This window comes from Streptomyces sp. NPDC092369 (assembly GCF_044755245.1).
Classification (GTDB): Bacteria; Actinomycetota; Actinomycetes; order Streptomycetales; family Streptomycetaceae; genus Streptomyces.
Map to the genome: position 1 here is coordinate 874,103 of NZ_JBIVQP010000004.1, position 26,503 is coordinate 900,605.

A 26,503-nucleotide genomic window follows, 5' to 3' on the forward strand; every position below is an offset into this window, starting at 1 on the left:
CCGTCCGCTCAGAGGTCCTCAGCGATGACCTTCTCGATGTTGCGTTCCGCGAGCGCGGTGATGGTGACGAACGGGTTGACGCTGGTGTTGCCGGGAATCAGCGCGCCGTCCACCACGTACAGACCCGAATAGCCGCGCAGGCGGCCGTAGTTGTCGGTGGCCTTGTTGAGGACGGCACCGCCGAGCGGGTGGTACGTGAGGCCGTCGCCCCAGATCTTGTAGACGCCGAAGAGGTCGGTGCGGTAGATGGTGCCCTCGGTGGCGTTGATCTTGTCGAAGATCGATTTGGCCATGGTGATCGACGGCTGCTTCCACGCCGTCTGCCAGTCCAGTTCCACCTTTCCCGTCGCCGCGTTCCAGGTGAACCGACCGCGGTTCGGGTTCTTCGTGATGGACAGGTAGAACGAGGCCCAGGTCTCGATGCCGGTCGGCAGCGGCGCCACCTCGGCGAACGCCCCGCCCGCCACCCAGTTGTCGATGCCCGCGGTCGGGATGGACGACTGGAGCGCTCCGGTCGGGTCCCACAGGTGGTTGGCCCGGCCGCACATGACGTTGCCGTTCTCGCCCCAGCCGGTGCCGATCTCGCTGTTGAGGGCGGGGAGCGCGCCCGTCGCCTTGAGGCGGACCAGCAGTTTGCTGGTGCCGACGCTGCCCGCGGCGAAGAACACCCGTTGTGCCGTCACGGTCTTGGTGGTGGTGACGCTTCCGGTCGTGTCGAGTTGTTCGATGGTCACGGTGTAGCCGCCGGTGGCGGGAGTGACCGTGGTGACCCTGTGCAGCGGTGAGATGGTGACCCGGCCGGTCGCGCGGGCCTGCGCGAGGTAGGTCTTCTGCAGGGACTTCTTGCCGTAGTTGTTGCCGTACAGGATCTCGGCGGCCAGGGCCGACTTGGGCACCGTCCCCGCCGCCTCCTGCTTCATGTAGTTCCAGTCGTAGACGTTGGGGACGAACGTGAAGCTGAAGCCGGACCGTTGGGCCTGTTTGCGGCCCACGCGCGAGAACTGGTAGGCGTCCGCCGTCTCGAACCAGGCTGGGTCGATGGTGCCGACGCCGAGGTTGCTGTTGGCCCGGGGGTAGTACACGTCGTACATCTCGTCCGCGTCGACCGACGGAAGGACGCCCGGGAAGCGGCTCCTCTCGGGTGTCACCGCCATACCGCCGTTGACCAGGGAGCCGCCGCCGACGCCGCGTCCCTGGTAGACCACGATGCCGCCGAATTCCTCGGCGTCGAGGATGCCCGTGTACTTCGGCACGTCCTTGTCGAGCGGGAAGCCGAGGAAGTTGCTCAGGGGCTGCTTGGTCCGGGTGCGCAGCCAGTAGGAGCGGTAGTCGGGGGAGGCGGTGTTGGCGAAGATCTTGCCGTCGGTGCCCGGGGTGTCCCAGGCCATGCCCATCTCCACCATGTGCACGTCCACGCCGGCCTGGGCGAGCCGGAGCGCGGTGACCGACCCGCCGTATCCGCTGCCGATCACGAGGGCGGCCACCTGCGCGCCGGGCTCGATCACAGCCGACGCCTGAGAGACCGCGGCCGCGGTGGGAAGGTCAAATGCACCCAGCGCCACAGCGCCAAAAATAGAACCTGTTCCACCAATGAGGCGACGCCTGGAAATACCTCTTCCTTGCAGGTTGTCGCCTGATCTGGAGTCCATGTAGATCCCTTTCCTCTCACACAAAGGAAACTGGTTCTACTGATATTTGGTAAACAAGTCACGAGAAACCTATCGGTAACTTACGTGTTATTCCCCGGTTACTCGCATCAGGAATTGACCGACAACACACCGCTCTCAGGAGACGTGGCGGTGGATCTCCGTCTCCACCCGTACTTCCACCCATGGGTCCAGGTGCGAGAGGACCGGCGACAGCACGCTTGAGGGCATGACAACAACCGACTGGATCACCGACATCGCCCTCCTCCTCGTCGTCTTCCGCCAGCTGCGAGAAGGCCGTCTGGACCTCAAGACGTATCTGATCCCCCTCGGGATCGTGGCCTTCGTGGCCTCCCAGTACCTGCACACCGTGCCCACCGCCGGCAACGACCTCGTACTGATCGGCACATTGATCGCCGTCGGCGCGGCCCTCGGCATCGCGGGCGGTGTATACACCCGGATCCGCACCACCGGCGGACACCTGTTCATCAAGGCGGGCGCGGTCTCGGCGATTCTGTGGGTGCTGGGCATGGGCGCCCGCATGGGATTCCAGGTGTGGAGCGACCACGGCGGCGCCGACAACATCGCCCAGTTCAGCCTCACCCACCACATCACCACCGAGCAGGCGTGGGTCGCCGCGTTCGTCCTGATGGCCCTCACCGAGGTGGTCACCCGCCTGGCCACGATCTTCGTCCGCAGCCGCATGGTCGAACGCGGGGTCCCCTCCGGCACCCGCCCCGCGCCGGTCCTCGACCACACCGCCTGACCGTGGGTTATGGTCGCGCCGTGTCCGCACCCGAGAGTGCCCCCGCCCCCGGGCCGACTCCCGACAGGGAGCCCGGCCCGCGGGTCGTGCCACGCCAGGACCCGCGCATGCACGCGGCCATCACGCTGGCGGTCGTCGTCATCTCGATCGCGACCGTGCGGCCGGTCGGTTTCAGCGGCCGCGGACTGGCCGTCGCGGTCCTGCTCGCGGTCAACTGCGTCGCCCTGTCGGCCCGGCATCTGCCCGAGGCGAAGTTCCCGCCGCGGGTCGCCTTCGTCTGGCTGACCGTGGGCGTCGTGGCCGCCGCCGCGCTGGTCGGAGTGAGCAGCAGCGGCTCCAGCTATCTGTTCGCGTACTTCCTCGTCGGGCACATCGGCTACCGCCTGCCCCTCGCGCAGGCTCTCTCGCTGGCGGCCCTGTCCAGTCTGCTGTGCGGCGCCGTCCTGTACTTCGAGCTCGGCCCGGGCCACCGGTCGGTGGCCTGGACACTCGGGGCCACCACCGGTCTGCCGGTGGTGGCCGGGATCCTCAGCCGCAGCAGGCAACGCGCCGTGGAGGCGATGATCGAGTCCGCCGAGTCCGCCGAGCGGGCCGCCCGCGCCGAGGCCCGAACCGCCGTACTCACCGAGCGCGGCCGCATCGCCCGGGACGTCCACGACGTGCTGGCGCACTCACTCGCCGGCATCAACATGCAACTGGAGCTGGCGGACGCCCTGATCGACACGGGTGACCTGGAGAAGGTCCGCGAGGCCAACGGCAAGGCGCACAGCATGGTCCGGGAGAGCCTGAAGCAGGCCCAGTGGACCGTGCACGCGCTGCGCGAGGACTCCCTGCCGCTGCTGGAGAGCCTGACGGCGATGATCGAGTCCTCCGGCCACCGTGACGTCCTCACCGTCACCGGGACCGTCCGCGAGCTGCCCGCACCGGTCACCCAGAACCTGCTGCGGATCGCCCAGGAGGCACTGACCAACGCGGCCCGGCACGCCCCGGGCGCCACCGTGGGGGTGGAGCTGACGTTCGACGCCGCGTCGAGCACACTGGTGATCCACAACGGACCCGCGACCCGTGAGGCGGCCGCGGGCATCGGCAGCGGAATGGGACTGATCGGCATGCGTGAACGCGTCGCCCTGCTGGGCGGCATCATCACCGCGGGCCCGGTCGTCGAAGGACCGGAACAGGGCGGCTGGCAGGTGGAGGCAGTGATCCCGGGATGAGCGAACCGACCAAGAAACCGCAGCCGTTGAGGGTCGTCGTCGCCGACGACCAGGCCGCCGTCCGCGAACCCCTGGCCGCGGTACTGGGCATGTCCGAGGACATCGAGGTCGTCGCGGCCGCGGCGGACGGCACCGAGGTGCTCACCGCCGTGGCCGGCGCACCGGTGGACGTCGTGCTGATGGACCTGCGGATGCCCGTGATGGACGGCATCGAGACGACCCGCCGGCTGAGCGAGGAACATCCGCAGGTCGCGGTCGTGGTGCTGACGACGTTCGCCGACGACGACTCCATCCTGGCCGCCCTCGGCGCCGGAGCCCGCGGCTATCTGACGAAGAACGCGGGCCGCCAGGACATCATCCGCGCGATCAGGGCCGCCGCCGCGGGCCAGTCCGTACTCGACCGCGAGGTCCAGGACCGCCTCCTGGCCACCGTCCGCACCCGCCCACCGGCCCCCGAACACTCCCTCCCGAAGGACCTCACTCCCCGCGAGCGCGAAGTCCTCGCCCTCATCGGCCAGGGCCTGCCGAACCGGGCCATCGCCGAGAAGCTCTTCATCAGCGAGGCCACGGTCAAGACCCACATCAACAACCTGTTCGCCAAGGCCGACATCCGCGACCGGGCCGACGCGGTCCGCCGAGCCATCGCGGCGGGCCTGACCTGAGCGGTCGGGCGGTGCTGAATCCCGCCGGGAGCAAAACGCCATGGTCCGTGCGCCCTCGCGTCGCCAGAATGGCGGGATGCCACGTCTCGTTGTGATCGACGCCCCGTCCAACCTCGGCCTGCGGCCACCCACCGAAGGCAGCGTGCCGGGCTGCTACAAACTCGCGGGCGCGCTGCGTGAGCAGCGCCTGGTGCAGCGGCTGGGGGCGTACGAGGGCGGAGTGGTCGTGCCGCCCCGCTACGACCGAGGTGACTGGAGCGAGGGCGACGGTGTGTTCAACGCCGGGGCGATCGCCACGTACACCCGCAAGCTCGCCGACCGCATCGAACACCACGTCCGGGCAGGGGACTTCCCGATCGTCCTGGGCGGCGACTGCTCCATCCAGCTCGGCGCCTCGCTCGCCCTGCGCCGCATCGGCCGGTACGGACTCGCGGTCATCGACGGATCCGCGGACTTCCGCCACCCCGGCAACTCCGACCGCGTCGGCGCCGCGGGCGGCGAGGAGCTGGCCCTCGCGACCGGCCGTGGCCAGCGGGACCTGACGGACCTCGAAGGGCTCCAGCCGTACCTGAGGGACGAGGACGTACGCGTCCTCGGAATCCGGGACTACGACGACGAGCGCGCCGAACTCACTGAGCTGAAGATCATGAACGCGACGGTGGGGGAGATCAGGGAATGGGGCGCCGAGGAGCTGGCGCGCGCGGTTGTGCAGACCCTCGAAGTGCCCGTGACCGATGGTTTCTGGGTGCACCTCGACGCGGACGTCCTCGATCCGTCCGTCATGCCCGCCGTCGACAGCCCCGACCCCGAGGGCCTCCTGCCCGACGAACTGGCCCCGCTGCTGCGGACCTTGGTGCGGTCGCAGCGGTGCGTCGGCTTCAACCTCACCATCTACGACCCCGATCTCGACCCCGACGGCTCCTGCGCGGCCCTCCTCGCCGACATCGTCCAGACAGCCTTCACCGGCCCCTGACCACGAGCAGACGCGGCCCCCACGCGCGCGACCCTGCACGCGCCCAGCCCCGATGCCCGTGTCGGCGAGACGCCGGCGCCACACGGTCGTTGACCGAACACTCGCTGCGCGGAGAGATCCCGGCGCCGGGGAATGTATGACAGGGCCATGCGGTTGGAAGGAACGTGGGAATGAAGGGGACAGTGTCCCCGGGCCTCACCTATAGCCTGCGGGGACGATCGTCCGGCTGAAGCCCCGCAGAGCACATCGCCGCGTAGGCGACCGCCCTTCATTCCCACAACGCGCAGACGTGGCCCCGGGTGCTTCGATCGCCCCGGGGCCGCGGAATGTGCGTCACGCGTCGATGCTCACTTCGGGTCCAGTCGCCTCGCTCACCGCGGCACGTCGTTTCCTACCCGCCCTGACGGCCGGAACTCTTGGGTGAGACGCTCGCCGCGTAGTGGCTCAGCGCGATGTGTACAGCGTCGTAGGGGGCCGGGTCACGCTGCGCGCGGGCGGTGACCATTGCTCCCTCCACGCCCGCGATCACGGCGTTGGCGAGGGTGCGCGCCGTCGGCCGCTCAAGGCCGAACGCGACGAAATGGTAGGTGAGCCGATCGGTCATCTCGGCGAACGACTGGCGGCTCGCCTCGGCCACGTCGTCCGAGTCCTGGGCGGCGCCTTCGGTCACCAGCGGGGCGATCCCACAGCCGCGTGTGTAATCGCTGGCCACCATGCCTTTTCTTCCGAGGTCCACATAGATCTCGACGAGCCGTGCCGCGCTGTCGGCCTGCTCGGCTGCGCGGTCGATCGTCTTCACTTGCTCGTGCGCGTGTGCCGCGGCCGCCTCGATCGCCAGTTCCGTTTTGCCTCCCGGGAAGTGGAAGTAGACCGAGCCGCGCGGAGCGCCGCTGAGCTTGAGCACGTCGGAGAAGGCGGTCGCGTTGTAGCCGCGTTGTCGGATGAGCTGCTTGGCCGCCTGGACCATCTTCTGCTTCGCGTCGGACCGTTGCCCCATCACTGTGCCATCCCGTAGCCGTAAAAGGTATGACAGCTTACATATCTCGCGGTGGAGGTGGCAGACGCGTGTAGTAAGCCGCTCAACGTACATAATACGCGGTCACCGCTCGTCCTGACTGGCGTGATCGAGAGCATCACACGTCGCACGCTACGTAATTTTGCCGCTGCCTGACTCACTAGGTATGCCGCACGACATAGTATCGTCACGTCGTTGAGGTCGGCTGTCGGGTCGGCCCGACCAGGTCCCGGAAGGGGATGGATCATGCCGTTTGTCGATATTTCACTGGTGCGGGGCAAGTCACCCCAGTACCTTCACGCGGTTTCCCGAGCGGTTCACGACGCGTTGGTCTCCGAGCTCGACATGAAGCCCGAGGACGACTTCCAGCTCATCCACGAGTTCGAGCGGGACGCGATGGTCTTCCCCCGCGAGTTCCGGGGTGGTCCTCGTTCGGACGACTGGACCGTTGTCCGGATCACGGACGGTCTTGAGCGTGGCCCGCAGGCCAAACGTCGCTTCTACACGGCGCTTGTGCACCTGCTCGACCTCGATCCGGGCATCAGGCCGGCGGACGTCTTCGTCATGATGACGCTCACCCCGCCGGAGAACTTCTCCTTTGCCGACGGCGTCATCGGGACCGACGTGGTCGCGGTAGAGGCTCTCGACGCCGCGGCCGACCATCCCGGCTCGCGGCAGGAATACACCAAGAACGAGATGGCCTACGCGATCACGGAACTGTTCGCACGCCGTGACAGCAACCGCATTCTGCCGATGCTGCGGGAGGACTTCGTCATGTCGCTACCCGAGTCACTGCCCTATGGCGGCGACTACACCGGGCGCCAGGCATTCGAGGAGTTCTTCGCGAAGACCCCGGGTGGGGCGGAAGTGTGGGACTCGTTCAGCAGTGAAGTCGACCAGGTGATCGAGGGCCAAGGGCACTTCGCGGTCCAGTTGACCAATACGGCGGTCCCCAAGGCGACCGGCGTTCCCGTGGTGTTCCACAACCTCTGGCTGTTCGAGGTCGCCAGCGGTCGTGTCGTCCGCACCCGGCTCTACGCCGACACGGCCCGGGTCGGCGGCTAGCCGTCCTCACGCCAACAGGCAGGCGGATCTGTGCCATGCGCTTCGAGTTCGTAGACGAAATATCCCGCAAGACTGCTGAGGAGTCCTCGATGAAAGAGTCCGTACCCCCCGCACCGCTTGCGCTGGTCACCGGCGCCACCAGCGGCATCGGACGTGCCACGGCGGTCAGGCTTGCCGCCGACGGGTTCGAGGTCCTGGTGCACGGCCGGGACGCGCAGCGCGGCGCCGAGGTCGTCGAGCAGGTCGAGAAGGCCGGTGGCTCCGCCCGGTTCTTCGCTGCGGACCTGGTCGACCTCGACGCTCTCGGCGCTCTCGCCGAGGCCGCCGCCGAAGCTCAGGTCCTGGTGAACAACGGGGGGTTCGCATGGTTCGGGCCGAGTGGCGCATTGGAACCCGCCGTCTTCGAGGAGATGTTCGCCGCGAACGTGCGCGCCGCGTACTTCCTGACCGCCGCCCTTGCGCCGAGGATGGCCGCGCGCGGTACGGGCAGTGTGGTCAATGTCGGCAGCGTAGGCGGTCAGATCGGCCTGCACGGCTCCGCCGCCTACAGTGCCACCAAGGCCGCGCTTGCCGCGCTGACGCGGTCCTGGGCTGCAGAGTTCAGTCCGGCGGGCGTGCGGGTGAACACCGTCTCCCCTGGCCCCACTCTCACTGCCGCCGATCCCGAGGTGATCGCCACGCTTGGCCGCACCACGCTGTTCGGCCGCGCCGCCGAGGCGGCGGAGATCGCCGAGACGATCGCGTTTCTCGCCTCGGACCGCTCCTCGTATGTCACCGGTTCCCTGCTGGCTGTAGACGCCGGCCGCAGCGCGGTCTGACCTGTGCGCGGCTGACCGGCCGGCCCGGTGGAGGGATCGATCCGGACTGAGATCCACTCCGCGAGGTCTCGCATGATAGCGTCTGTATACAAACTGTATGCGATGTCTGGGGGTTGCGGTGGCGTCCGGTCGGGAGAAGGCCTACGCGTATCTCAAGGACACGGTGTTGACGGACCCCGAGATGCAGGGGGCCTTCCTGTCGGAGCAGGAACTCGCCGATCGTATCGGGGTCTCCCGCACCCCCATCCGGGAGGCGCTGCTGCTGCTCGCCGCGGAGGACCTGGTCGAGCTCGTGCCCAAGCGCGGCGCCCGGGTCGCACCCCTGACCGGGCGTGAGGTGCGCGAGTTGATGGAGCTGCGGGGTGTCGTCGAACGGTACGCCGCCGAGCGGCTCGTCGCGGCCCAGCGGGTGCCTCTGGACGAACTCCGCTCCCTGTTGGAACGGCAGCGCGAGCTGACCGGCGCCGAGGAGACCCGGGAGTTCATCGCCGTGGACCACCGCTTCCACGCGTCCCTCGTGTCGGCCGTCGGCAACACCCTGCTGGACCGGCACTACGACGGCCTGCGCAGTCGGCAGGTCCGCGCCGGCGTGGTCGCCGTCTTCAACCAGCAGGGACGGCAGAAGGCGGTGCTCGACGAGCACGAGGCCATCGTGGACGCCCTCGCCGCCGGTGACGCGCCGGCCGCGTGCGCGGCCATCGACCATCACCTGGAGTCGACCCTCAAGGTGCTCCTCGACGGCTGAGACCCCGCCGCCGAGGGACGCCCCCCGTGCCCGACGCGGTCAGGGATAGGTGATCACGAGCATCGTCACGCCCTCCGACGTGCTCCACGGACCGTGCGGCATGCCCGGAGGGCGGCAGGCGTACATGCCCGCCGTGAAGGTACGGTCCAGTGTCAGGTCGTACATCGCGCCCTCGACCAGGTAGACCTCCTCCCATACGTCATGCCGGGCCACGCCCGCGGCCGAGGTGTCCGTGCTCGGCGCCCATCGCACGAGCGCGGTGCGCCGGCCGCTGTCGGGATCCTCGGCCAGCACGCACTCCTCGATGCCGGGCCCGGCGCCCGTCGGGGCCCGCCAAGGTCCCCTGGGCCGAAAGAACTCCAGCTCGGGCCCGCTCATCGCCACATCTCCGGCCGCCGGTTCGCCAGTACGGACGTCTTCTCGCGGACCGCGCCGACCTCGTCGATGTCCAGGTCCGTCACCAGCAGTTCGGGCTCGGCGCCGAGGGAGGCGCGTACGGTCCCGTCGGGTCCGACCACCAGGCTGTGCCCGATGCCGGTCGGCGCGGGGCCGGGAGGGGTGCCGGGATCGGCCTGGCCGACGGCGGCGACCCAGACGGTGGCGTCCAGCGCACGGGCCCGTACCAGCAGCTCCCACTGGTCGAGCTTGCCGGGGCCCGCGCCCCAGGAGGCCGCCAGGAGTGTGCCCATGGCCCCGGCGTCGGCATGCGCCCGGAACAGTTCCGGAAAGCGGACGTCGTAGCAGGTGGCCAGGCCGAGCCTGACGCCGTCCACGTCGATCACGGCGGTGCGGGAGCCCGGGGCGACGGTCTCGGACTCGCGGAAGCCGAAGGCGTCGTAGAGGTGGATCTTGTCGTACGACTCCTCGACGCCGTCTCCGGCCGCCAGCAGGGTGTTGGTCACCCGACCCTCGTCGGCCGGGGTGAACATGCCGGCGACGACGACCGTGCCGGTGGTCCGGGCGATCTCGCGGATCCCGTCGGCCCAGGGTCCGTCGAGGGGCTCGGCGAGCGGGGCCAGCGGTGTGCCGAAGCAGGCCATCGTCGCCTCGGGGAAGACCACGACGCGGGCTCCGGCGTCGGCGGCGCGACGGGTCCACTCCTCGACGAGGCGCAGGTTCTTCTCGGGATCGGGGCCGGTGGTGAGTTGGCTGAGGGCGATCCGCATGGGGTGATCTCTCCTTGTCCGGGGACGTTGTCAGCGTGACAGGGGCAGGTCCGCCGCGGCCGGGGCCTTCGGCGCGGCGAGTTGTGCGTCCTCCTCGACGGCGGCCTCGGGGTTGCGGCCCAGCAGGACGCCGACCAGCGAGATCGCGGAGGCGAGGGCGATGTACAGGGCCAGCGGGACCCAGCTGTCGTAGGCGCTCAGCAGGGTGGTGAACAGCAGGGGAGCGATGGCGCCGCCGATGATCCCGGCCAGGGTGTAGGCCAGCGAGGAACCGGTGTAGCGCAGCCGGGGCGAGAACTGCTCGGCGATGAAGGCGGCCTGGGGTCCGTAGAGACAGCAGTGGATCACCAGGGCGACCAGGACCCCGGCGGCGAGCGGCAGCCAGGAGCCGCCGGCGGCCATCGGGAAGAAGACGAACGGCCATATCGCGGCTGCCACTGCTGAAATGCCGTACAGGAGGCGCCTGTTGACGCGGTCGGAGAGCGCGCCGGCCAGGGGCATCAGGAAGACCTGGACGGAGGAGCCGATGAGGACGGCCGCGAGGGCGGAGCCGCGCGACATGTCGAGTTCCTGGGTGGCGTAGGTCAGCACGAAGACAGTGAACATCGCGTACAGCACGTCGGGGCCGACCCGGCACAGGATCGCGGCGGTCAGGGCGCGGGGCTGGGTGGTGAAGACCTCGCGTACGGGGGCCTCGGGCCGGGACTGCTCGGCCTCCATCGCCTTGAAGACCGGTGTCTCCTCCAGCTTGGCCCGGATCCACAGGCCGAAGCCGACCAGCACGCCGGACAGCAGGAACGCCACCCGCCAGCCCCACGACTCGAACTGCGCTTCGGTCAGCAGCGCGCCGAGGGCGGCCAGCACACCGTTGGCGAGCAGGTTGCCCGCGGGCGGGCCGACCTGTGCGGCGGAGGCGTAGAAGCCCCGGCGGCGGGAGTCGCCGAACTCGCTGGACAGCAGCACCGCGCCGCCCCACTCGCCGCCCACGCCGACGCCCTGGGCGAAGCGGAGCACGACCAGGGCGATCGGCGCGGCGACGCCGATCGTGCCGTAGGCGGGCAGCAGGCCGATCAGGAAGGTTGCCACGCCGATCAGTACGAGGGTGGCGATCAGCACCTTCTTGCGGCCGATCACATCGCCGAGGCGGCCGAAGACGAAGCCGCCGAGGGGACGGGAGAGGTAGCCGACCGCGTAGGTGGAGAACGCCAGGAGCGTGCCGGTGAGCGGGTCCTCCGACGGGAAGAAGAGATCGCCGAAGACCAGCGCGGCCGCGGCGGAGTAGACGGCGAAGTCGTACCACTCCAGGGCCGTGCCGGTGAGGCTCGCGACGAAGGCGCGGCCGACGCCGGAGCGCTTCTCCGCGGCCCCGGCGTCGCTCTTCGGGGTGTCGTGCATGGGGCCCATCCTTGCTCGGGAACATCGACCTTCCGGCATACTTCTTGTATACAGGTCGTATGCGCAAGCCCTGCGCCGGAAGTTAACCGTGGAGAAATCAGAATCCGCGGACGCCTTCCCCGATCCCTGAACCCGAATCTCCGTTCACCGTTCCCCGATCCCTGGGAGTGCCCTCATGGCCCTGCTGACCTTCGAACTGCCCGACGGATCGACGCGTGAGGTCGACGTCGTCCAGGTCCTCAACGCCGGGTATGCCGGACGCAGCCAGGACGACGTCGCCGCGCACGTCAAAGAGCTCGCCGAGCTGGGCGTGCCGGGCCCGGCCGTGACGCCGGCGCTCTACCCCGTCTCCCCGTACCTCGCCCAGCAGACCGAGCGCGTCGCCGTCCAGCACGGCCGCACCTCCGGCGAGGCCGAGTGGGCGCTGGTCGTCGCGGACGACGGCGAACTCCTCCTGACGGCCGCCTGCGACCACACCGACCGCGACCTGGAGGTGCACGGGGTGGCGTGGAGCAAGAACGCCGGCCCCGACGTCCTCGCCCGCCGCGCCTGGCGCCTGGCCGACGTGCAATCCCGCATCGACGAACTCACCCTGCGCGCCTGGGTCAGCCACGCCGGCATCGAGACCGAGATCCAGACCGGCACCCTCGCCGAACTCCTCACCCCCGCCTACTGGGTCGACGTCCTGCGCTCCCGCGGCGACCTCACCCCCGGCACGGTCCTGATCTCCGGCACCATCCCCATGGCACCCGGCGTCGACCAGTTCGCCGACGGCTGGCGCGTCGAACTGGCCGACCCGTCGGCAGGCGACACCATCACCCTCGCCTACGACGTCCGACCGATGCCGGAGCCGATCGGCTGACGCACCTGAGCGCGCTCCTCAGCCGAAGGGCATGACGCGGTGTCACTGGTGGCCGCTCGACGCCGCCCGAGTACTGGACAGGGGCGCGTTCGGATCCTTCGGCGCCGGAGAGCGAAGAACATGCACGTCAGCCCCCTGCCCCCATCCTCTGGACGCGGCGGCCGGGTGCGGGCCGGTGAAGGCCGCATCGCGCCGGCCCAAAGCTGGTGCGGAGTGACTCTCGCGGCCGGCGCAGTCCACCACCGCCACCGTGTGAGGCGCCGGCCGGTGCTCGATGGTTGCCTTGTGGGTGTGTGTCGCATCTGATCGGATGCTTGCCCGGACCGGAGTCACAAGCCGGAGGTTGAGGCGTATGACCGTCGTCGTCTGGATCGTCGAGGGCACCTGGCCCGCAAGCGTGGACGCCGCCCGCGCCCACGCGCCCGAGGGATCGCAGATCGTGCTCCTGCATGTCAACGGGCACGAGGTCCCGGGTGTCGCCCACGGAGCGTTCGCCGGCCTGCTGGGGCGCGGTCACCCCGAACGCGATCCGGGCACCCGGGTGGAGGAACTCGCGGGCGTCTTCGCCACCCGGCTGCTCGAAGAGGCCGCGGAGCGTCTCGGCCGCCCCAGCACGCGCGTCGAACGCTCCGGCCACGTCGAACGCGAGGTTGTCGCGGCGGCCGAGGGCGCCGAGTTGCTGGTCCTCGCCCGCGACGGGGACCGCAGCCGTCTTGGCCCCAAGAGCCTGGGCCCGCACAGCAGGTTCGTCGTCGACCACGCTCCCTGCCCAGTGCTCCTGGTCTGGCCGGAGACCGCGCCGGGAGTTTCCAGCATCCCCGCGCCGCCCCCGCATCATCAGTAGATCGACGTCAAAAGGGATGCCGAGCGGGATGTAGAGACCGGCGTGGCGGCTCCGTCCCAGGAGTGGACGCGGCCGGCGTGGCCGCACCGTCGCACCTACCGGAAGGACAGTCGCCATGGCCATCGCCGAGGACCTCGACCGCGCCACCGACTCGCAGTGGGACTGGGTCGCCGAGCACACCCGCACGTATCTCGCCTCGGGCGGTACCGAAGGTCACGAGAACAACGGAGTGCACACGCTCGTGCTGGCCACGACCGGACGCCGTACGGGTACGCCTCGCCGCACGTGCCTGATCTACGGCACCTCGGGCGACGAGTACGTGGTCGTCGCCTCCAAGGGTGGCGCCGAGGAGGACCCGGCATGGTTCATGAACCTCGTGGCGGACCCCAGCGTCGGCGTGCAGGTCGGCACTCGCCGGTTCACCGCACGCGCCCGCGTCGCGTCGCCGTCCGAACGCGCGGCCCTCTGGCCCCGGATGGTGCAGATCTTCCCGCTGTACGACGAGTACGCGCGGAAGACCGCCCGAGAGATCCCGATCGTCCTGCTCGCCCCGCTCGATGGACCCGCCGACGCCGGGCACGGTGCGCAGGTCGGCTGAGCGCGGCGGAAGGCTCTAGGCGCTACTGCCGCCGCTGGGCTGGTGGAGGGCGATGTCGTCGGCGTAGTAACTGCCTTGTGCGTACCAGCCGTGGACGTAGATCGTCGCGCTGGTCTGGGAGGCGCCCGTGGTGAAGGTGACGGTCAGTGGGCTGTATCGGGTGGGGGAGGTGACCCAGGTGGAGGGGCCGTTGTCCACGCCGATGTAGACGTTGGAGCCACGGACCCAGCCGCTGAGCGAATAGGCGGTGTTCGGCCGGACCGCGACCGTCTGGTCGCACTGCGCGGTGTCGCGCGAACTGACCTTCCCCCGCAGGGCCTTGGAGCCCGAGTGGACGGGAGAGGAGACGATCGAGCTCGGGTTGCCGGTGCAGTGCCACGGTGAGAGGGTGCCCGTCTCGAAGCCGGCGTTCGTCAGGATGTCGAGGGGTTCGACCGCGCCCGGGGTGGCCGACGTCGGAGCGGTCGACGGGCTCGGGCTCGCCGAGGGTGCGGTCGAGGTGGCGGCGGTAGGGCCGGGTATGAGGAGGGAGCAGCCGAAGCCGATGACGGCTGCCGCGACGACCGCGATCGCCACGGCTGCCCGGCGCTGTCCGGACCCGAGGCGTGGGCGGTCCACGGGACGCGGCGGGCGGGCGTCGCCGTCGGATACGGGGAGTCTGGGCGTCTTACCGCCGGGGACAGGCGGGAGCAGCTGCGTTGTGCCGCCTGGGACAGGTGGGAGTTCCTCTGTCTCGTCGCCGGCCGGGACGTGGGGGAGGGACGCGGCGGCAGCGGTCTCGTGGCTGCGGTAGTCCTTGTCCTGGCGTATGTCTTCGAGGAGTTGGGCCAGCGCGTCGGTGCGGCGCGGGCGCAGTACGCGGATGGGCTCCAGCGCGGGGCGGTCGTTCGGTGAGGGGGACCCGGGCGGTGTGGGCATCGTGCTCTCCTTCCGTCCCGTGGCAGAGATCGGGCTGTCCCTGTGGAGTTGATTACGCAACGCCCGCTTCGGAGGTTCAGCCGGTGCAGAGCCTGGGGGAGTCACGCCGGGTGCCCTTTGTGTATGTACGAGTGGTCCCGACGACTGTGCGCGCCTGGCGCGGTGAGCCGGAACTGCGCGGGCGAGTCGTCATGCGTGACGGGATGTGGCAGGAGTAGAGCCCCCGCTCGCCGACGCGTCGCACCACGACCGGTCAGCGCGCCGCGGCCACCGCGAGCAGGAACCAGCCCGTGTGCGGGATCCACTGCTCGGCCCATCGCCACGACTCACCGTCCGGGGCGTCCGCGGGCAGGAAGGCGATGTCGTCCTCGTCCGTCCAGCCGGAGGTGATGCCGTTGACGATGCCGCCTGGAAGGTTCGGGAAGTCCGACTCGTAGTCGACGTTGCCGCGCCCGCGGCCCTGAAGCATGCACACCTGGAAGGGATTTCGGCCGGTGATCCACGCCAACTGGTCGTCGGCGAAATCCAGCAGACGTTGCCGATCGGCCGTGGACACGCCGTCCGCGTCCGCGCAGAAGGCGGCAGCCGCAGCGAGCGAGGCGATGGTGGCGTTCTCGCCCTGCCACCAGTAGCCGGTCTCGTTGGCGTGCGGGAAGAAGAAGGCGTCCCGGTCGCTGCCACCGGCCGGCCGGACCCGCTGACGCGGGTAGCCGAACGGGTTCGGTACGGCGGACGTCCGTGCCAGCGTGTCGAGCATCGCCTCCAGCGCCACCTCGCGCGCCGGGGCAGCTTCCGGCGCGTCCGGGAGGACCGCGGCGAACCGGAGCAGGGCGAGGACCGGCAGACCGGCCTCCACCGCGTGGAAGAAGGGCCGCCCTTCCATGTCGGCACGGAACCAGCCGGGGCCGCCGTCGGCCGGTCGCACATATCGGGCGCACAGCGCCCGCGCCCGTAGCCGAGCCGCCTCACCCACCGCGCCACCCAACTGAGCGCCCGTCCCCACCAGTTCGCATGCGGCCAGGAGCGCCGCGTAGTCGTCGATCACCGACTCCGTGCCGTCGTCGAGGTACTCCAGGTTGTGGGCTTCGAGGTGAGTGAAGGCGGACAGCGCCGCCTCCAGGTACTGCGGTCCCGTGAAGTCGCCGTGGTCGTCGAAGGTGGACGCGCGGGCGAGGGCGGCGATGGCGAGACCCCCGCCCTGCCGGTAGGCGGCCTGATAGCGGTCGGTACGGACGCACTCCGCGAGCGGCGCCGTGACGAACCGTTCGTCGAGCCGCTTGGTCAGGGCGTCGAAGATGCCGGTGTAGAAGTAGCCCTCGGCCGCACGGAAGCGCATCAGGAAGTCGGCGCCCCACAGGGCCTCATCGCGCAGCCGGGTGCCGAGCGAGCGGACCAGGTCGGGGTGCCGGTCGGCGATCGCGTCGCGGGCCACGGCCATCGCCCATGCGCACAGCGGGATCTGCTGCGGGCTCATGGTCCGGGTGTAGGTGAGGTGGCTCAGGAACTTGCTCGGATCGCCGCTCGCGTCCAGCCAGCCGCCCCGCGCGTCGACCTCGCGCCCGCTCTCGTCGCCCCACAGCCGCGCGTGCCGGTCCTTGCGGTCGATCTCGCCGCTGGACCGCATCGCCCTGAAGTATGCGAGCACGTCGGACATCGTCTGACGCTGGATGCGGTCGGCGGCGATCTCGAACGGCTCCGACACCGACTCGCGTCCGCTGCCGTCGACGACCCGCACCGCGTACGTCCCCGGTGACAGGTCGTCCGGGAGCGGAACCCGGGTGAAGGGACCCTGCCGCCAGCCCGGGACGGTCATGACGGGTCCGGCGGTGAGCAGACGTGGGATGCGGCCGGGACCCAGGAGTTGGCACTCGCCCGGCGCGAGCCCGTCCGGCAGCACGGCGATCACCGCCTTGGACGCCGCGAGGTTGTGGCCCAGGTGAGCGGTGAGGATCGTAGGAGAGTCATGGGTCGAGCGCACCCTCGGGTACCGCCCCTTCCGTCGTGCCGGTCGTGTCGTTCGTGCCGGTCGCGTGTGTCGTCCGTCGGTCCGGTTACGCCAGCATCGCCGCCATCGCGACAACCATGGCCACGCTGCCCCCCTCCTGCAGCGCGGCCACGCGCTGGGCCCCCACCCCGTCGGTGGGCGGGGGCCCGGACGTTCTGACGAGTGCGGTGAGTCGGACACCCGCGCGGGCCAGCGCCCAGCAGACGACGAGGAGCAGGAAGAGCCGGATGTCGTAGGTCCCGGGGGCGCCGCTCATGTGCATCGCGGACCGGTGTCCGGGTGCCCCGTCGCGCCCGATCCGGCTCGCGCACGCCGTCAGGACCGCCATCGTCGCGAGGTCCACAACAGCCGTGCCGCGACTGCCCGCCTGCCCGGCGAGCGCGGTCCACAGGGCGAGGGCGGCCACCGTCCCTGCTCCGGCCGCCAGGGTCGGACCGCCCACTCCGCACACCATCAGCGCCATGACCGCCAGGACGACCGCGGGCGGAGCCCAGTCGCGGACCGGCCCGGTGAGCCGGCCCATCACGCATGCGCCGGCTCCCAACAGGCCCAGCAGCGCCATGAGGTGATGTACCGACGTCATCAGTACGGATAGTGCACCGGGTCGGAGTTGACCGTCCGCCACCGGCGCTCGGTGAACTCCTCCAGGTTCGCGTCGCCGCCCGCCCGGCCGCCGAGGCCTGACTGGCCGATCCCGCCGAACGGGGCGAGGGGTTCGTCCTGCGGTGTCGCGTCGTTGACGTGGACCATGGCGCAGTGCAGCCGGCGCGCGACCTCCGTGGCGCGGTGCACGTCGGTGCCGACGACCGAGGAGACCAGTCCGTAGCGCGTGTCGTTGGCGAGCGCGACGGCCTTGTCCACGCCGTCGACGATCGCGACCGGTGCGATGGGCGCGAAGATCTCCTCCGTCCACAGCGCGGAGGCCGGGTCGACGTCCACGACGACGGTGGGCCGGAAGAACCTGTCCGCGCTCGTGCCCCCGGTCAGGATCCGAGCACCGCCCGCGACCGCCTCGTCCAACAGGCCTGCCGCACGCTTGAGTTGAGCGTCGTTGATGATCGGACCCAGGCCGGTGCCGTCCCGGAGCGGATCGCCCACGGTGACGGCCGCCGCCCGGTCGGTCAGATTGCGCAGGTAGGCGTCGGCGACCGCGCGGTCGACTATGTGCCGTCCGGCGCTGATGCAGGTCTGCCCCTGGTAGTGGAAGCTCGACCACGCGCCGATCATGGCCGCCTGGTCGATGTCCGCGTCGTCCAGGACCAGTAGGGCGTTGTTGCCGCCCAGTTCCAACGACGTCTTCTTGAGCAGGGACCCGGCGGTGCGGGCGATCTCGCGTCCGACCGTCGTCGAACCGGTGAAGTGGACCATCGCCACGTCCGGGTGCTCGACCAGCCGACGGCCGACCCCCTCGCCGCCGGGCAGCACCTGGAGGATGCCGGCCGGTGCACCCGCCCGCTCGAAGAGTTCCGCGATCGCCAACCCGCCGGACACCGGGGTCTCCGGCGACGGCTTCAGCAGGACTGTGTTGCCGAGGGCGAGAGCGGGTGCGATCACCCGCATCCCCAGCACCAGCGGGAAGTTCCACGGTGTGATAGCCCCGACCAGGCCGACCGGCACCCGCTCGGACACCGAGAAGCGCCCCGCGTGGCCGGTCTGCAGCACCTCGCCGACCGGCCGCGAGGCCAGCGCGGCGGCCTCGGTCAGCTCGCCGACCGCCGAGGCGATCTCGTAGTCGGCCTTGCCCGCGATGCTCCCGGTCTCCCGCATGATCAACTCGCGGAATCCGTCGGCCTGTTCGAGGGCCGTCGCGACCCCACGCAGGACCGCGACACGCTCGGAGTAGGGGAGTGCCGCCCATGTGCGCTGTGCAGTGACCGACGAGGCGACGGCCGCGTCGACATCCGCTGTCCCGGCGGCGCCGGCGACGCCGAACACCTCGTCGGAGGACTTGTCGCGGACCGGGAGGGTTCCTCCCGAGGCGGGCGGCCGGAACTGCCCGTCGACGAAGATGGCGTTCGACCAGGAGTGGTTGTGCTCTGCCATGTTCAACTCCATTCGGGATTGCGTCCGGTGAGACTTCGGTGTCACCCCGTAGGAACTAGGCCACCCCTGCCAGCCCGTACCGGGCCCGTGCCAGCGCCACCGCCCCGGCGACCGGGGGTACGTCCAGCAGACGCAGTGTCAGATCGGGGTGTGCGGACCCGAGTCGCTCGCGCAGCCGGGCGGCGAGCAGCGGCTGCCCGAGGACCACGCTTCCCGCGGCCACGACGGTCTCGCCGACGGCGCCGCGTGCCCGGAGGCGGCTGACCAGGGCGGTCAGATGGGTGGCGGCGTCGTCGATCACCGCGAGCGCGGACGCGGATCCGGAGGCCGCGGCGCGGAAGACTGCCGGTGCCGCCGGACCCCAAGTGGCCGGCGTGGGCGTGTCGTTGACCGCTCTCGCCAGCGCCGGAGCGTCGGCGACGCCGTAGTGTGCGAGCAGTTCGGACAGCAGCCCGTCGTCCGGGCGCCTCTTGTCGTGCGCGGCGAGCGCCGCCTTGGCCGCCTCTCGTACGATCGCCGGAGCGCTGCCCTCGTCGCCGAGCACCCAGCCCCAGCCGCCCGCGAAGAGCACGGTGCCCTCGGCGCAGGCGCCCACGGCGATGGAGCCCGTGCCGGCGATGACACCGATCCCGTCGGTCAGTCCTGCGGCCGGGACCAGCAGCGCCGCGTCGTTGACCACCGCCGCCGATACCCCCAACGCCTCGAAGGCCGCGGCGAGGTGGGCGCAGTGCTCCTGCGTGTCGCAGCCCTGCGCGCCGACCCCGAGGGCCGCGATCTCATCGTCCTCGGGCAGTACCGGCCGCACCCGGTCCAACAGCCAGCGCGCCGCCTGGTCGACCGGTGCGGCCTCCCAGCCCGTGGACGGGATCTCGACGTCCACGCGTACCGTGCCGTCGGGCGTGGTCGTCCGGAGCGCGAGTTTGGTGCCGCCGATGTCGGCCCCGACGAGCACTTTCATGCGGCCGGACCCCCGGTCACCTTGATGTCGGAGTTGTGGAAGACGAACTCCTCGATGTCGAGCCCGCGGACCTCGGCGACCGCTTCCACGAGGATCTGCGCGACCAGGATCTCCATGACGGCGCGCTGTGCGGCGGGCAGCCGCGGTACCCGCACCGGGTGCAACAAGGGCCGCTGCGCGAGCCGTTCGGCGGTGACGAGCACCACCGGGTGACCGGCGGCGACCAGGGTGTCGGCCACCTCGTGCTCGCGTTCGTCGCCGAACAGGACATGGACCCCGCCGCCGGCCGACTCCATGGCGCCGTGCAGGTACTGGCGGGTGCTCATCCCGGTCGACGGAATGCGCACCACCTCGCGAAAGAGCAGGGCGGACGCCTCGGCCGAGCCCACCGCCGGACCGGTGCCGACGAAGTCCGCCGAGGTGACCGTGGCGAACAGCGGTGCCAGTGCCCGCACTTGCTCGGTCAGTTCCTTCTGCGTCGCGGCGAACAGGGCGCCCAACCTGGCCCAGCCCTCGTCGACCATGCCTCCGTCCCAGGCATCCGCGAGCATGCCGAGCGCGGCGATGGTCGCGGTGAAGCCGATCGTGGACGCGTAGCTGTCCGCGACGCTGCCGATGTCCAGTACGCCGGTCGCCGCGTCGGCGATCGGTGACGGTGTCATGTTGACCACGGCGTACCGCAGTGACGGGTCGACGGACTCCAGCAGCGCGAGCGTCTCCGCGCTGCGGCCGCTCTGCGACACGCCGAAGACCGGGTGCCGGCTCCTGGGGAACGGCAGCGGATGGTCGCCGGCGCCCAGCCGCCAGGAGTGCACGCCCCGGCTGCGCAGCGACCACACCGGGGCGCACGCGGCGGCCAGGCTGGCGCCGATGCCGACGAACACCGGTCCGGGACCGGAGAGCAGGCCGGCCGCGCCCATGGAGGCCACTTGGGGGCCCAGCCGGGCGATCGCCGCCTCCAGCTCCTCCGGTTGGGTCGCGCGGGCCGTTCGATAGGCGAGGTATCCGTCGCTCATGTCTGCTCCGTTCCGTCGTGGGTGCGCGTGGTCGGGTCCCACCGGGGTGGGATCGGGGGCACCTCAGGTGCGCTGCTCGCCACCCGGACGGGTGAGCCGAGATCGACGGACTCCTCGACGGCGAGCATCACGTCGAGCACGTGGTAGGCCAAACCGCCGTCGGCGCGGGGCCGTCGGCCGGCGCGCAGGGCGCGGGCCAATTCGAGGACGCCGACCCCGCGGTCGCTGGGGACGCCGTCGGCCGGCACGGTGGTCCAGGGGGCGTCACGCTCGGTGGAGGTCAGCAGCCGGGTGTCGCCGGCGAACCCGCTGACCGGGACCTCCATGACCCCCTCGCTGCCGGTGATCTCGAACAGCTGGCGGCGCACCGGTGAGTCGAAGCTGTAGACGGAGGTGCCGACCGTTCCCGAGGCGAACGTTGTCACCACGCTTACGTGGGTGGGTACTTCGACGGGGAAGGCCGTCCCTGCGTGCGGCCCGGACCTGATCACCCGTTCGGCGCGCGGGCTCTGCCCGGTCGCGGAGACAGACGCGACCGGGCCGAGCAACTGGACCAGGGCCGTGAGGTAGTAGGGGCCGATGTCGAAGAGCGGGCCCGCCCCCTTGGCGAAGAGGAACTGCGGCCGCGGGTGCCACAGATCGGGTCCCGGCCCTTGCATGAGGGTGAGCACTGTCCTGGGCTCGCCGATCGCGCCCTCGGCCAGCAGCCGGTGCGCGGTCTGCACACCGGCGCCGAGCACGGTGTCGGGCGCGTTGCCGACCACGACCCCGGCGGCGTCCGCCGCGTCGAGCACGGCGCGGGCCGTCGCCCGGTCCAGCGCGAGCGGCTTCTCGCCCCACACGTGTTTGCCCGCCGCGATCGCGGCCAGCGCGACCTCGGCGTGCGCGGCGGGCACGGTCAGGTTCACCACCAGGTCCACGTCGTCGCGCCGCAGCACGTCCTCGGTGCTGCCCCACACCGGCACGCCGTACTTCTCGGCCTGCGCGCGGGCGCGGTCGGGCACCAGGTCGGCCACGGCGGTGACGGCCAGATCCAGGTAACCGAGGAGGGTCTTCAGATACTGGTCGGAGATGTCGCCGGCGCCGACGACCGCGACCCGCACGGGCCCGGTCACGCGACGGCTCCGGCGAGGAAATGAGCGGCGTTGCGTTCGACGAGCGGCCATACGTCGCTGTGGTGGGCGACGACCTCGACGACCGGCAGCTCCACGCTCGGCGCCGTCAGCGCCAGCACCTCGTCCATCCGCCCGGCCGTGTCGACGCCCAGCACCGGACGGTCGTTGCCGGGTTCCCGCTCGTGCACCACGTGCAGATAGCGCACCCGGTCGCCCAGTCGCGGCAGCAGCTCGAACACGTCGGCGCCACCGACCCCCGCCCAGTACACGTCGACCTCCAGCACCACCGCCGGATCGAGGCGCGCGACGAGCAGTTCGTAGACAGGGACTCCGTCGACGTGCTGGGCGAACTCGAAGTCGTGATTGTGATAGCCGATCCGGATGCCGTGGGCGGCGGCGGTCTCGGCGGCCGCGTTGAGCGTGTCGGCGAGCCGTTCCACGCCCGCCCGGTCGGCGATGCTGCCCGGGTCGACGTACGGCGTGATGACACAGCCGATGCCCAGGGCCTGTGCCGCCTCCAGGATGTCCGTCACGTCATGCCGCAGGACCGACGCGTGGGCGCTGGCCGCACTCAGGCCGGCATCGCGCAGCGCGGCCCCGAGCCGGTCGGGGTCGGAGAGGATGTCGTACGGCTCCGCGTGCGTGAAGCCGAAGCCCGCCAGCCGGGCGAGGGTGCCGTCGAGGTCGGCGGGTCCGATGTCCTCACGCACGCTGTAGAGCTGGATCCCCAGCGGGGGTGCGGTCGTCATGCGCCGGCCTTTCCGTCGTCGTGGTGGTGTGCGTGGTCCTGGTGGTCGTGTCCGCCGGGGTGGCAGTGGGCGGTGGCGGCGGGGATGTCGAGGGTCGGGTTGCGGTCGAAGAAGCCGTACGGCTTGAGCGCGAACCCGGTGCTGTCGACGGGCATCACCGGCCAGTCCTCGGGCCGTGGGAAGTGGGTGAGTCCGAAGGTGTGCCACAGCACGATGTCGGTGTCGTCCACGGACCGGTCGGCGGCGGTCCACTGGGGCAGTCCGGCGCCGCCGCCGTGCATGTTGACCAGATCGCCGGACGGGTAGTTCTCGTCGGGCGCGTACGGCGTCACCCACAGGTGCCGCGTGGCGTACGTGGCTCGTCGGTGGATGTCGGAGTCCGCGTCGGCGAGCAGCAACGGGCGTCCCTCCGGGTGGAGTTGGTAGGCCACCGGGTTGCCCAGCCGGTTGGTGACCGAAGGGTTGGTCACCAACCAGGAGCGGTTGCGCGTGTTGTCGGCCAGCCGCTGGGCGCCCAGCTCGGTGCGCAGGCGGGTGACGGACTGGGTGAAGCCGGTGCCGGTCGGGTTGTCCGGCCCGCGCGGCACGGCCACGGACTCCACCTCGTCGACGGCGTTGTCGGCGCCGTCGACCGTCATGTCCAGGCGGGCGCTGAAGAGGTGCTGGTGGTAGGGGGCCCCGAGGCCGGGGGCGAGTTCGGAGGCGTACGCGTGACCTGGGCCGGGGTAGCCGGAGGTGAAGACGACCCCGGTCGCCTTGACCTCCAGCTCGATGACGCCGTCGAGCGAGAAGTACCAGTAGAAGCCGTAGTCGTAGTTGCCGACCGTGGCGAAGAAGGAGATCACCAGCCGACGGTTGCGGCGGGAGTCGGTAGAGCCGTTCCAGTTGTCGGTGTGCTTCCAGAGGATGCCGGTGTCCTCCTCGTGGATGCAGATCGCCTGCGGGATCGTGCGTACGCCTCCGGAGGCGTCGGCGAGCACCGCGTCGAGATAGGTGATGTCGCCGACGCAGTCACAGCCCAGCTCAAGGGAGTTGGCGAAGCCACCGAGCAGATACTCGCCGCAGTCGAAGAAGTTCTGGAACCAGCGCTGCGGACTCGGGTCGCCGTACGGGACGACCATCTCGGCGAGCGAGGCGCGGTAGACCACCGGGCGCCGCCGGCCCGCGTCGTCGACGGCGATGTTGTGCAGAACCAGGCCCTCGCGCTGGTCGAAGCCGACCTGGAGGGACCAGCCCGCCCACTCCAGGACGCCGTTGTCGTCCACGGTGAAGCTGGGGCCCTGCGGCTGGGTGATCTCGATGGGCTTGAGGCCAGGGCGCGGCGGGAGGCCGACCCAGGCGGGGTCGTGGAAGTTGCCGTCCTCGTCGGGCACCGGCAGGTCCGCGTGGTCCTCGACGGCCAGGACTTCGCGGCTGACCACGTCCACGACGACGGTGACGCCGTCCACCGGGTGCGCCCAGCCGAGGTCGTCCGGCGTCTTCTGCACGAAGGTGAAGCAGCGCTGGAGACGGCGGCCGTCCTCGCCGGGGCCGGCCACTCCGGCCGACAGCGGGTTGACCCGCAGCTGTGAGGGGTCCGTCAGGCCGCGCCTGCGCATCGCCGCGAGCCACCGCTCGTCGCGGTGCACGATCTCCTCGACGAGCGCGAACTCGGCGAGAACCACCGGGACATGGCCGTCCACGGCGACGTCCAGAGCACGGGCCGAGACGATCCGGTCCTCGTCGGGACAGGCGGTCACGTCGTGCGAGAGCCCGGTCTGCAGGTCGATCAGCATGACGCGGAAGCGGCGCGGGGTGATGTCACCGGCGAGCAGTTCGCGCTTGTCCTGCTCGGCCAGGCCGAAGTAGGAGACATGGGTGTCCGGGCCGAGCAAGCCCTCCCGCCGGAGGAGGGCCGCGCACGCCGTGATCTCGTCTGGGCGTGGTGAGGCGAGTGCCCGGGCCAGGGCCGAGGTGTCGTGGGCGGACGGGTGCGTTGCTGTGGTCACGGTGGCTCCGCTTCTGCGAAGAGGGGTCGGAGGGCGCCGGCTCAAAGCCCTGGGTTGCGCATGAAGGAGGTGCGCAGGCGGTAGCGGTCGCCCGCGTAGCGGATCGAGGAGGAGAGCAGCGGGCGCTGGGCGCGGTCGCGGACGATCTGCCGCATCTCGAGGACGGGGGTACCCGCCGCGATGGCGAGGTGCCCGGCGAGCGCCGCGTCGGCGGGGCGCGCCTCGATGGTGGTGTCGGCCTGCGCGAGCTCGAAGCCCGCGCCGGTGATCGTGTCGTAGAGGGATCGGATGGTGAAGTCGACCTCGTCGAAGCCGACGGCGATGTCGGCGGGGAGCAGGGAGAGGTCGACCGCGATCGGAACGCCGTCGAGCATGCGCACCCGCTCCAGGCGGAACAGCGGGGCACCGGGGGCGATCTGGAACGCCTCCGCCTCGTCGAAGCTGGCCGGGCCGCTCTCGCGGCGCAGCACCCGGGAGGTCGCAAGGAGCCCCATCCGGTGGGCGGTCTCGGAGAACGACTCCAGGGTGTTGGGCCACTCCTTGCGCTCGGTGGCCGCGACGTACCAGCCCCGGCCCTGGGCGGAGCGCAGCACGCCCTGCTCGACCAGGGCGTTCAGCGCCTTGCGCAGGGTGACCCGGGAAATGCCGAGCATCCCGCACAACTCCCGCTCGGGAGGCAGCCGCGAGCCCGGCTTGACCTCACCGACGGCGATCCGCCGCACCAGCGAGTCCCTGGCCTGCATCCACAACGGCTCGGGATAGGTGCCGTCCAGGGCCGCCGGCGAAGGGGATGCCGGTGAAAGGGACGTCTGCGAAGGGTCCGCCGCTGCGGGAGCCATCGGCTCCGTCCGCCGCGCGCTCATGGGTTCCGTGCTCATGCCGGGACCTGGACCTTCTCCCACGTACCGGAGCGCATCGAGGTGTAGCAGGCGTCCAGTACGCGGTTGACGACGACGCCGTCCTCGAAGGTCTCGCGGGGCGTGTCGCCGCGGGCGAAACAGTCGACGAAGTGCCGCATCTGCTGGCTGAATCCGTAGGCGCGGGCCTCCTCCGGCACGGGGTACACCCAGCCGGTGTCGGCGTCGGCCTTCTCCACCAGGTAGCCGGCCGGTCGTTCGATGAAGCCCCAGACCGGGGTCGACGACGTGTCGGTGACCAACCGGCCTGCGCTGCCGACGAGTTCGTGCCGCAACTGCATGCCGCCCTTCTCGATCCACGAGGACTCGACGGTGGCCAACTGGCCGCCGGCGAACTTCAGCAGAGCGATCGCGGTGTCCTCGCCGGTGGTCCGGTCCGCATGGGCGAGCGTCGCGCCCCACGCGAAGACCTCGGTGATCGGGTTGTCCTTGCCGAAGAAGTGCCGGGCGGACTCCACGGTGTGGCACCCCATGTCGAGCAGCGCGCCGCCGCCCGCGGTCTCGGCGTCCCAGAAGTGCGGGGCGTGCGGCCCCGAGTGGGCCTCGCGCGCCCGCATGGTCAGCAGGTCGCCGATCGCGCCCGCGGTGACCATGTCGTGCGCCTTGGCGATGTTGGGGGAGAAGACCGAACTCTCCGCGTAGCCGTGCCAGATGCCGGCCTCGCGGACGACGTCCAGGATCTGCTCGGCCTCGGCGCCGCTGCGGGCCAGCGGCTTGGTGCACACCACGCCCTTGCCGGCGGCGGCGACCGTCCGCACCGCTTCCAGATGCGCTTCGTTGGGCACGGCCACGACCACCAATTCGACGTCCGGATCGGCGCACAGAGCCGCCATGTCGTCGTAACCGCGCGCGTCCGGGGCCCACTTGGCTGCCAGTGCGGTGGCCCGTGCGAGGTCGCGCGAGCAGGTGGCGACCAGCGCCGCGTTCCGTACGTCCTGGAGCGCGTCCGCGTATGTGTCGCCGATGAATCCCGAACCTATGAGACCGACGCCGATCACGCGTTCCTCTTCCCTCGTTCTGGTCTG

The 26,503-nt window shown here is 70.7% G+C and carries 25 protein-coding genes and 2 pseudogenes; 11 read left to right on the top strand and 16 right to left on the bottom strand.

Annotation, left to right across the window (positions count from 1 at the left end):
* Nucleotides 1-8 precede the first annotated feature (8 nt).
* The gene (locus ACIQI8_RS27920) at nt 9-1,649 is read right to left on the bottom strand and encodes a GMC oxidoreductase (protein WP_402355762.1); all 1,641 of its coding nucleotides are present in this window, start codon (nt 1,647-1,649) and stop codon (nt 9-11) included.
* 226 nt (nt 1,650-1,875) lie between these two features.
* On the opposite strand from ACIQI8_RS27920, the gene ACIQI8_RS27925 reads away from it, so the two are divergent.
* The 4 genes from ACIQI8_RS27925 (at nt 1,876) to ACIQI8_RS27940 (ending at nt 5,261) form a co-directional block, all read left to right on the top strand.
* Entirely contained in the window at nt 1,876-2,412 is a 537-nt protein-coding gene (locus ACIQI8_RS27925; RefSeq protein ID WP_402355765.1) for a hypothetical protein, read from the top strand.
* A 2-nt stretch (nt 2,413-2,414) separates the two neighbouring features.
* On the top strand, nt 2,415-3,626 hold the full coding sequence (locus ACIQI8_RS27930; RefSeq protein WP_402355768.1) for a sensor histidine kinase: 1,212 nt from the start codon (nt 2,415-2,417) through the stop codon (nt 3,624-3,626).
* The gene (locus ACIQI8_RS27935) at nt 3,623-4,288 is read left to right on the top strand and encodes a response regulator (protein WP_402355771.1); all 666 of its coding nucleotides are present in this window, start codon (nt 3,623-3,625) and stop codon (nt 4,286-4,288) included. Before ACIQI8_RS27930 ends, ACIQI8_RS27935 begins: the two co-directional genes overlap by 4 nt.
* Nucleotides 4,289-4,364: 76 nt before the next feature.
* Nucleotides 4,365-5,261 (top strand): arginase family protein, encoded by an 897-nt coding sequence (locus tag ACIQI8_RS27940; protein ID WP_402355774.1) that lies wholly within the window; start codon nt 4,365-4,367, stop codon nt 5,259-5,261.
* Between the two features lie 391 nt (nt 5,262-5,652).
* Here the strand turns inward: ACIQI8_RS27940 and ACIQI8_RS27945 are convergent, their stop codons facing one another.
* A complete protein-coding gene (locus ACIQI8_RS27945) occupies nt 5,653-6,258 on the bottom strand; it encodes a TetR/AcrR family transcriptional regulator (protein WP_402355777.1) in 606 nt (201 codons plus the stop codon).
* 264 nt (nt 6,259-6,522) lie between these two features.
* On the opposite strand from ACIQI8_RS27945, the gene ACIQI8_RS27950 reads away from it, so the two are divergent.
* The 3 genes from ACIQI8_RS27950 (at nt 6,523) to ACIQI8_RS27960 (ending at nt 8,904) form a co-directional block, all read left to right on the top strand.
* Nucleotides 6,523-7,341, top strand: coding sequence for a tautomerase family protein (locus ACIQI8_RS27950; RefSeq protein ID WP_402355780.1), 819 nt, complete (start codon nt 6,523-6,525; stop codon nt 7,339-7,341).
* A gap of 89 nt (nt 7,342-7,430) precedes the next feature.
* Nucleotides 7,431-8,159, top strand: a complete 729-nt coding sequence (locus ACIQI8_RS27955) for an SDR family NAD(P)-dependent oxidoreductase (RefSeq protein WP_402355783.1) — start codon at nt 7,431-7,433, stop codon at nt 8,157-8,159.
* Between the two features lie 118 nt (nt 8,160-8,277).
* Nucleotides 8,278-8,904, top strand: a complete 627-nt coding sequence (locus ACIQI8_RS27960; RefSeq protein ID WP_402355785.1) for a GntR family transcriptional regulator — start codon at nt 8,278-8,280, stop codon at nt 8,902-8,904.
* A 39-nt stretch (nt 8,905-8,943) separates the two neighbouring features.
* Here ACIQI8_RS27960 and ACIQI8_RS27965 read toward each other — a convergent pair whose 3' ends face one another.
* From ACIQI8_RS27965 to ACIQI8_RS27975, 3 genes are read right to left on the bottom strand one after another with little or no spacing between them, the layout of a single operon-like run.
* Nucleotides 8,944-9,282 carry a cupin domain-containing protein gene (locus tag ACIQI8_RS27965; RefSeq protein ID WP_402355788.1) on the bottom strand — a complete coding sequence of 113 codons (339 nt, stop codon included), beginning with the start codon at nt 9,280-9,282 and terminating at the stop codon, nt 8,944-8,946.
* Nucleotides 9,279-10,070, bottom strand: a complete 792-nt coding sequence (locus tag ACIQI8_RS27970; protein WP_402355791.1) for a carbon-nitrogen hydrolase family protein — start codon at nt 10,068-10,070, stop codon at nt 9,279-9,281. The genes ACIQI8_RS27965 and ACIQI8_RS27970 overlap by 4 nt, the downstream gene beginning before the upstream one ends.
* A 30-nt stretch (nt 10,071-10,100) precedes the next feature.
* Nucleotides 10,101-11,465 carry an MFS transporter gene (locus ACIQI8_RS27975; protein ID WP_402355793.1) on the bottom strand — a complete coding sequence of 455 codons (1,365 nt, stop codon included), beginning with the start codon at nt 11,463-11,465 and terminating at the stop codon, nt 10,101-10,103.
* 175 nt (nt 11,466-11,640) lie between these two features.
* Between ACIQI8_RS27975 and ACIQI8_RS27980 the strand changes: the two genes are divergently transcribed.
* The 3 genes from ACIQI8_RS27980 to ACIQI8_RS27990 all read left to right on the top strand — a co-directional run bounded on the left by ACIQI8_RS27980 (nt 11,641) and on the right by ACIQI8_RS27990 (nt 13,769).
* On the top strand, nt 11,641-12,327 hold the full coding sequence (locus ACIQI8_RS27980; protein ID WP_402355796.1) for a DUF2848 domain-containing protein: 687 nt from the start codon (nt 11,641-11,643) through the stop codon (nt 12,325-12,327).
* A gap of 352 nt (nt 12,328-12,679) precedes the next feature.
* Nucleotides 12,680-13,171, top strand: coding sequence for a universal stress protein (locus tag ACIQI8_RS27985; RefSeq protein ID WP_402355799.1), 492 nt, complete (start codon nt 12,680-12,682; stop codon nt 13,169-13,171).
* Nucleotides 13,172-13,286: 115 nt separating this feature from the next.
* The gene (locus ACIQI8_RS27990; protein WP_402355802.1) at nt 13,287-13,769 is read left to right on the top strand and encodes a nitroreductase family deazaflavin-dependent oxidoreductase; all 483 of its coding nucleotides are present in this window, start codon (nt 13,287-13,289) and stop codon (nt 13,767-13,769) included.
* A gap of 27 nt (nt 13,770-13,796) precedes the next feature.
* On the opposite strand, the pseudogene ACIQI8_RS27995 reads toward ACIQI8_RS27990, so the two are convergent.
* A pseudogene (locus ACIQI8_RS27995) lies at nt 13,797-14,219 on the bottom strand (carbohydrate binding domain-containing protein); the annotation flags it as partial.
* A 584-nt stretch (nt 14,220-14,803) separates the two neighbouring features.
* Here ACIQI8_RS27995 and ACIQI8_RS28000 point away from each other — a divergent pair.
* Nucleotides 14,804-14,902: pseudogene (locus ACIQI8_RS28000) on the top strand (pyridoxamine 5'-phosphate oxidase); the annotation flags it as partial.
* A gap of 38 nt (nt 14,903-14,940) precedes the next feature.
* On the opposite strand, the gene ACIQI8_RS28005 reads toward ACIQI8_RS28000, so the two are convergent.
* The 10 genes from ACIQI8_RS28005 to ACIQI8_RS28050 all read right to left on the bottom strand — a co-directional run bounded on the left by ACIQI8_RS28005 (nt 14,941) and on the right by ACIQI8_RS28050 (nt 26,476).
* On the bottom strand, nt 14,941-16,665 hold the full coding sequence (locus ACIQI8_RS28005) for a glycoside hydrolase family 9 protein (RefSeq protein ID WP_402355805.1): 1,725 nt from the start codon (nt 16,663-16,665) through the stop codon (nt 14,941-14,943).
* 73 nt (nt 16,666-16,738) lie between these two features.
* A complete protein-coding gene (locus ACIQI8_RS28010) occupies nt 16,739-17,275 on the bottom strand; it encodes a hypothetical protein (protein WP_402355808.1) in 537 nt (178 codons plus the stop codon).
* The gene (locus ACIQI8_RS28015) at nt 17,275-18,735 is read right to left on the bottom strand and encodes an aldehyde dehydrogenase family protein (protein WP_402355811.1); all 1,461 of its coding nucleotides are present in this window, start codon (nt 18,733-18,735) and stop codon (nt 17,275-17,277) included. Before ACIQI8_RS28015 ends, ACIQI8_RS28010 begins: the two co-directional genes overlap by 1 nt.
* Before the next feature lie 55 nt (nt 18,736-18,790).
* Complete coding sequence (locus tag ACIQI8_RS28020; protein WP_402355814.1) at nt 18,791-19,693, bottom strand: N-acetylglucosamine kinase; 903 nt, start codon at nt 19,691-19,693, stop codon at nt 18,791-18,793.
* A complete protein-coding gene (locus ACIQI8_RS28025) occupies nt 19,690-20,709 on the bottom strand; it encodes an SIS domain-containing protein (RefSeq protein ID WP_402355817.1) in 1,020 nt (339 codons plus the stop codon). Before ACIQI8_RS28025 ends, ACIQI8_RS28020 begins: the two co-directional genes overlap by 4 nt.
* Entirely contained in the window at nt 20,706-21,824 is a 1,119-nt protein-coding gene (locus tag ACIQI8_RS28030) for a Gfo/Idh/MocA family protein (RefSeq protein ID WP_402355820.1), read from the bottom strand. The genes ACIQI8_RS28025 and ACIQI8_RS28030 overlap by 4 nt, the downstream gene beginning before the upstream one ends.
* Nucleotides 21,821-22,573 carry a sugar phosphate isomerase/epimerase family protein gene (locus ACIQI8_RS28035; protein WP_402355823.1) on the bottom strand — a complete coding sequence of 251 codons (753 nt, stop codon included), beginning with the start codon at nt 22,571-22,573 and terminating at the stop codon, nt 21,821-21,823. The genes ACIQI8_RS28030 and ACIQI8_RS28035 overlap by 4 nt, the downstream gene beginning before the upstream one ends.
* Nucleotides 22,570-24,561, bottom strand: a complete 1,992-nt coding sequence (locus ACIQI8_RS28040) for a primary-amine oxidase (protein WP_402355826.1) — start codon at nt 24,559-24,561, stop codon at nt 22,570-22,572. The genes ACIQI8_RS28035 and ACIQI8_RS28040 overlap by 4 nt, the downstream gene beginning before the upstream one ends.
* 41 nt (nt 24,562-24,602) lie before the next feature.
* A complete protein-coding gene (locus ACIQI8_RS28045; protein ID WP_402355828.1) occupies nt 24,603-25,439 on the bottom strand; it encodes a GntR family transcriptional regulator in 837 nt (278 codons plus the stop codon).
* Nucleotides 25,436-26,476 (bottom strand): Gfo/Idh/MocA family protein, encoded by a 1,041-nt coding sequence (locus tag ACIQI8_RS28050; protein WP_402355830.1) that lies wholly within the window; start codon nt 26,474-26,476, stop codon nt 25,436-25,438. The genes ACIQI8_RS28045 and ACIQI8_RS28050 overlap by 4 nt, the downstream gene beginning before the upstream one ends.
* Between the last annotated feature and the right edge of the window lie 27 nt (nt 26,477-26,503).

Excerpts from the sequence above, each read along its gene's own strand:
- ACIQI8_RS27920 (WP_402355762.1), bottom strand. The coding sequence starts at position 1,649 with ATGGACTCCAGATCAGGCGACAACCTGCAAGGAAGAGGTATTTCCAGG.
- ACIQI8_RS27925 (WP_402355765.1), top strand. The coding sequence starts at position 1,876 with ATGACAACAACCGACTGGATCACCGACATCGCCCTCCTCCTCGTCGTC.
- ACIQI8_RS27935 (WP_402355771.1), top strand. The coding sequence starts at position 3,623 with ATGAGCGAACCGACCAAGAAACCGCAGCCGTTGAGGGTCGTCGTCGCC.
- ACIQI8_RS27940 (WP_402355774.1), top strand. The coding sequence starts at position 4,365 with ATGCCACGTCTCGTTGTGATCGACGCCCCGTCCAACCTCGGCCTGCGG.
- ACIQI8_RS27945 (WP_402355777.1), bottom strand. The coding sequence starts at position 6,258 with ATGGGGCAACGGTCCGACGCGAAGCAGAAGATGGTCCAGGCGGCCAAG.
- ACIQI8_RS27950 (WP_402355780.1), top strand. The coding sequence starts at position 6,523 with ATGCCGTTTGTCGATATTTCACTGGTGCGGGGCAAGTCACCCCAGTAC.
- ACIQI8_RS27955 (WP_402355783.1), top strand. The coding sequence starts at position 7,431 with ATGAAAGAGTCCGTACCCCCCGCACCGCTTGCGCTGGTCACCGGCGCC.
- ACIQI8_RS27965 (WP_402355788.1), bottom strand. The coding sequence starts at position 9,282 with ATGAGCGGGCCCGAGCTGGAGTTCTTTCGGCCCAGGGGACCTTGGCGG.
- ACIQI8_RS27970 (WP_402355791.1), bottom strand. The coding sequence starts at position 10,070 with ATGCGGATCGCCCTCAGCCAACTCACCACCGGCCCCGATCCCGAGAAG.
- ACIQI8_RS27975 (WP_402355793.1), bottom strand. The coding sequence starts at position 11,465 with ATGCACGACACCCCGAAGAGCGACGCCGGGGCCGCGGAGAAGCGCTCC.
- ACIQI8_RS27980 (WP_402355796.1), top strand. The coding sequence starts at position 11,641 with ATGGCCCTGCTGACCTTCGAACTGCCCGACGGATCGACGCGTGAGGTC.
- ACIQI8_RS27985 (WP_402355799.1), top strand. The coding sequence starts at position 12,680 with ATGACCGTCGTCGTCTGGATCGTCGAGGGCACCTGGCCCGCAAGCGTG.
- ACIQI8_RS27990 (WP_402355802.1), top strand. The coding sequence starts at position 13,287 with ATGGCCATCGCCGAGGACCTCGACCGCGCCACCGACTCGCAGTGGGAC.
- ACIQI8_RS28010 (WP_402355808.1), bottom strand. The coding sequence starts at position 17,275 with ATGACGTCGGTACATCACCTCATGGCGCTGCTGGGCCTGTTGGGAGCC.
- ACIQI8_RS28015 (WP_402355811.1), bottom strand. The coding sequence starts at position 18,735 with ATGGCAGAGCACAACCACTCCTGGTCGAACGCCATCTTCGTCGACGGG.
- ACIQI8_RS28020 (WP_402355814.1), bottom strand. The coding sequence starts at position 19,693 with ATGAAAGTGCTCGTCGGGGCCGACATCGGCGGCACCAAACTCGCGCTC.
- ACIQI8_RS28025 (WP_402355817.1), bottom strand. The coding sequence starts at position 20,709 with ATGAGCGACGGATACCTCGCCTATCGAACGGCCCGCGCGACCCAACCG.
- ACIQI8_RS28035 (WP_402355823.1), bottom strand. The coding sequence starts at position 22,573 with ATGACGACCGCACCCCCGCTGGGGATCCAGCTCTACAGCGTGCGTGAG.
- ACIQI8_RS28045 (WP_402355828.1), bottom strand. The coding sequence starts at position 25,439 with ATGAGCACGGAACCCATGAGCGCGCGGCGGACGGAGCCGATGGCTCCC.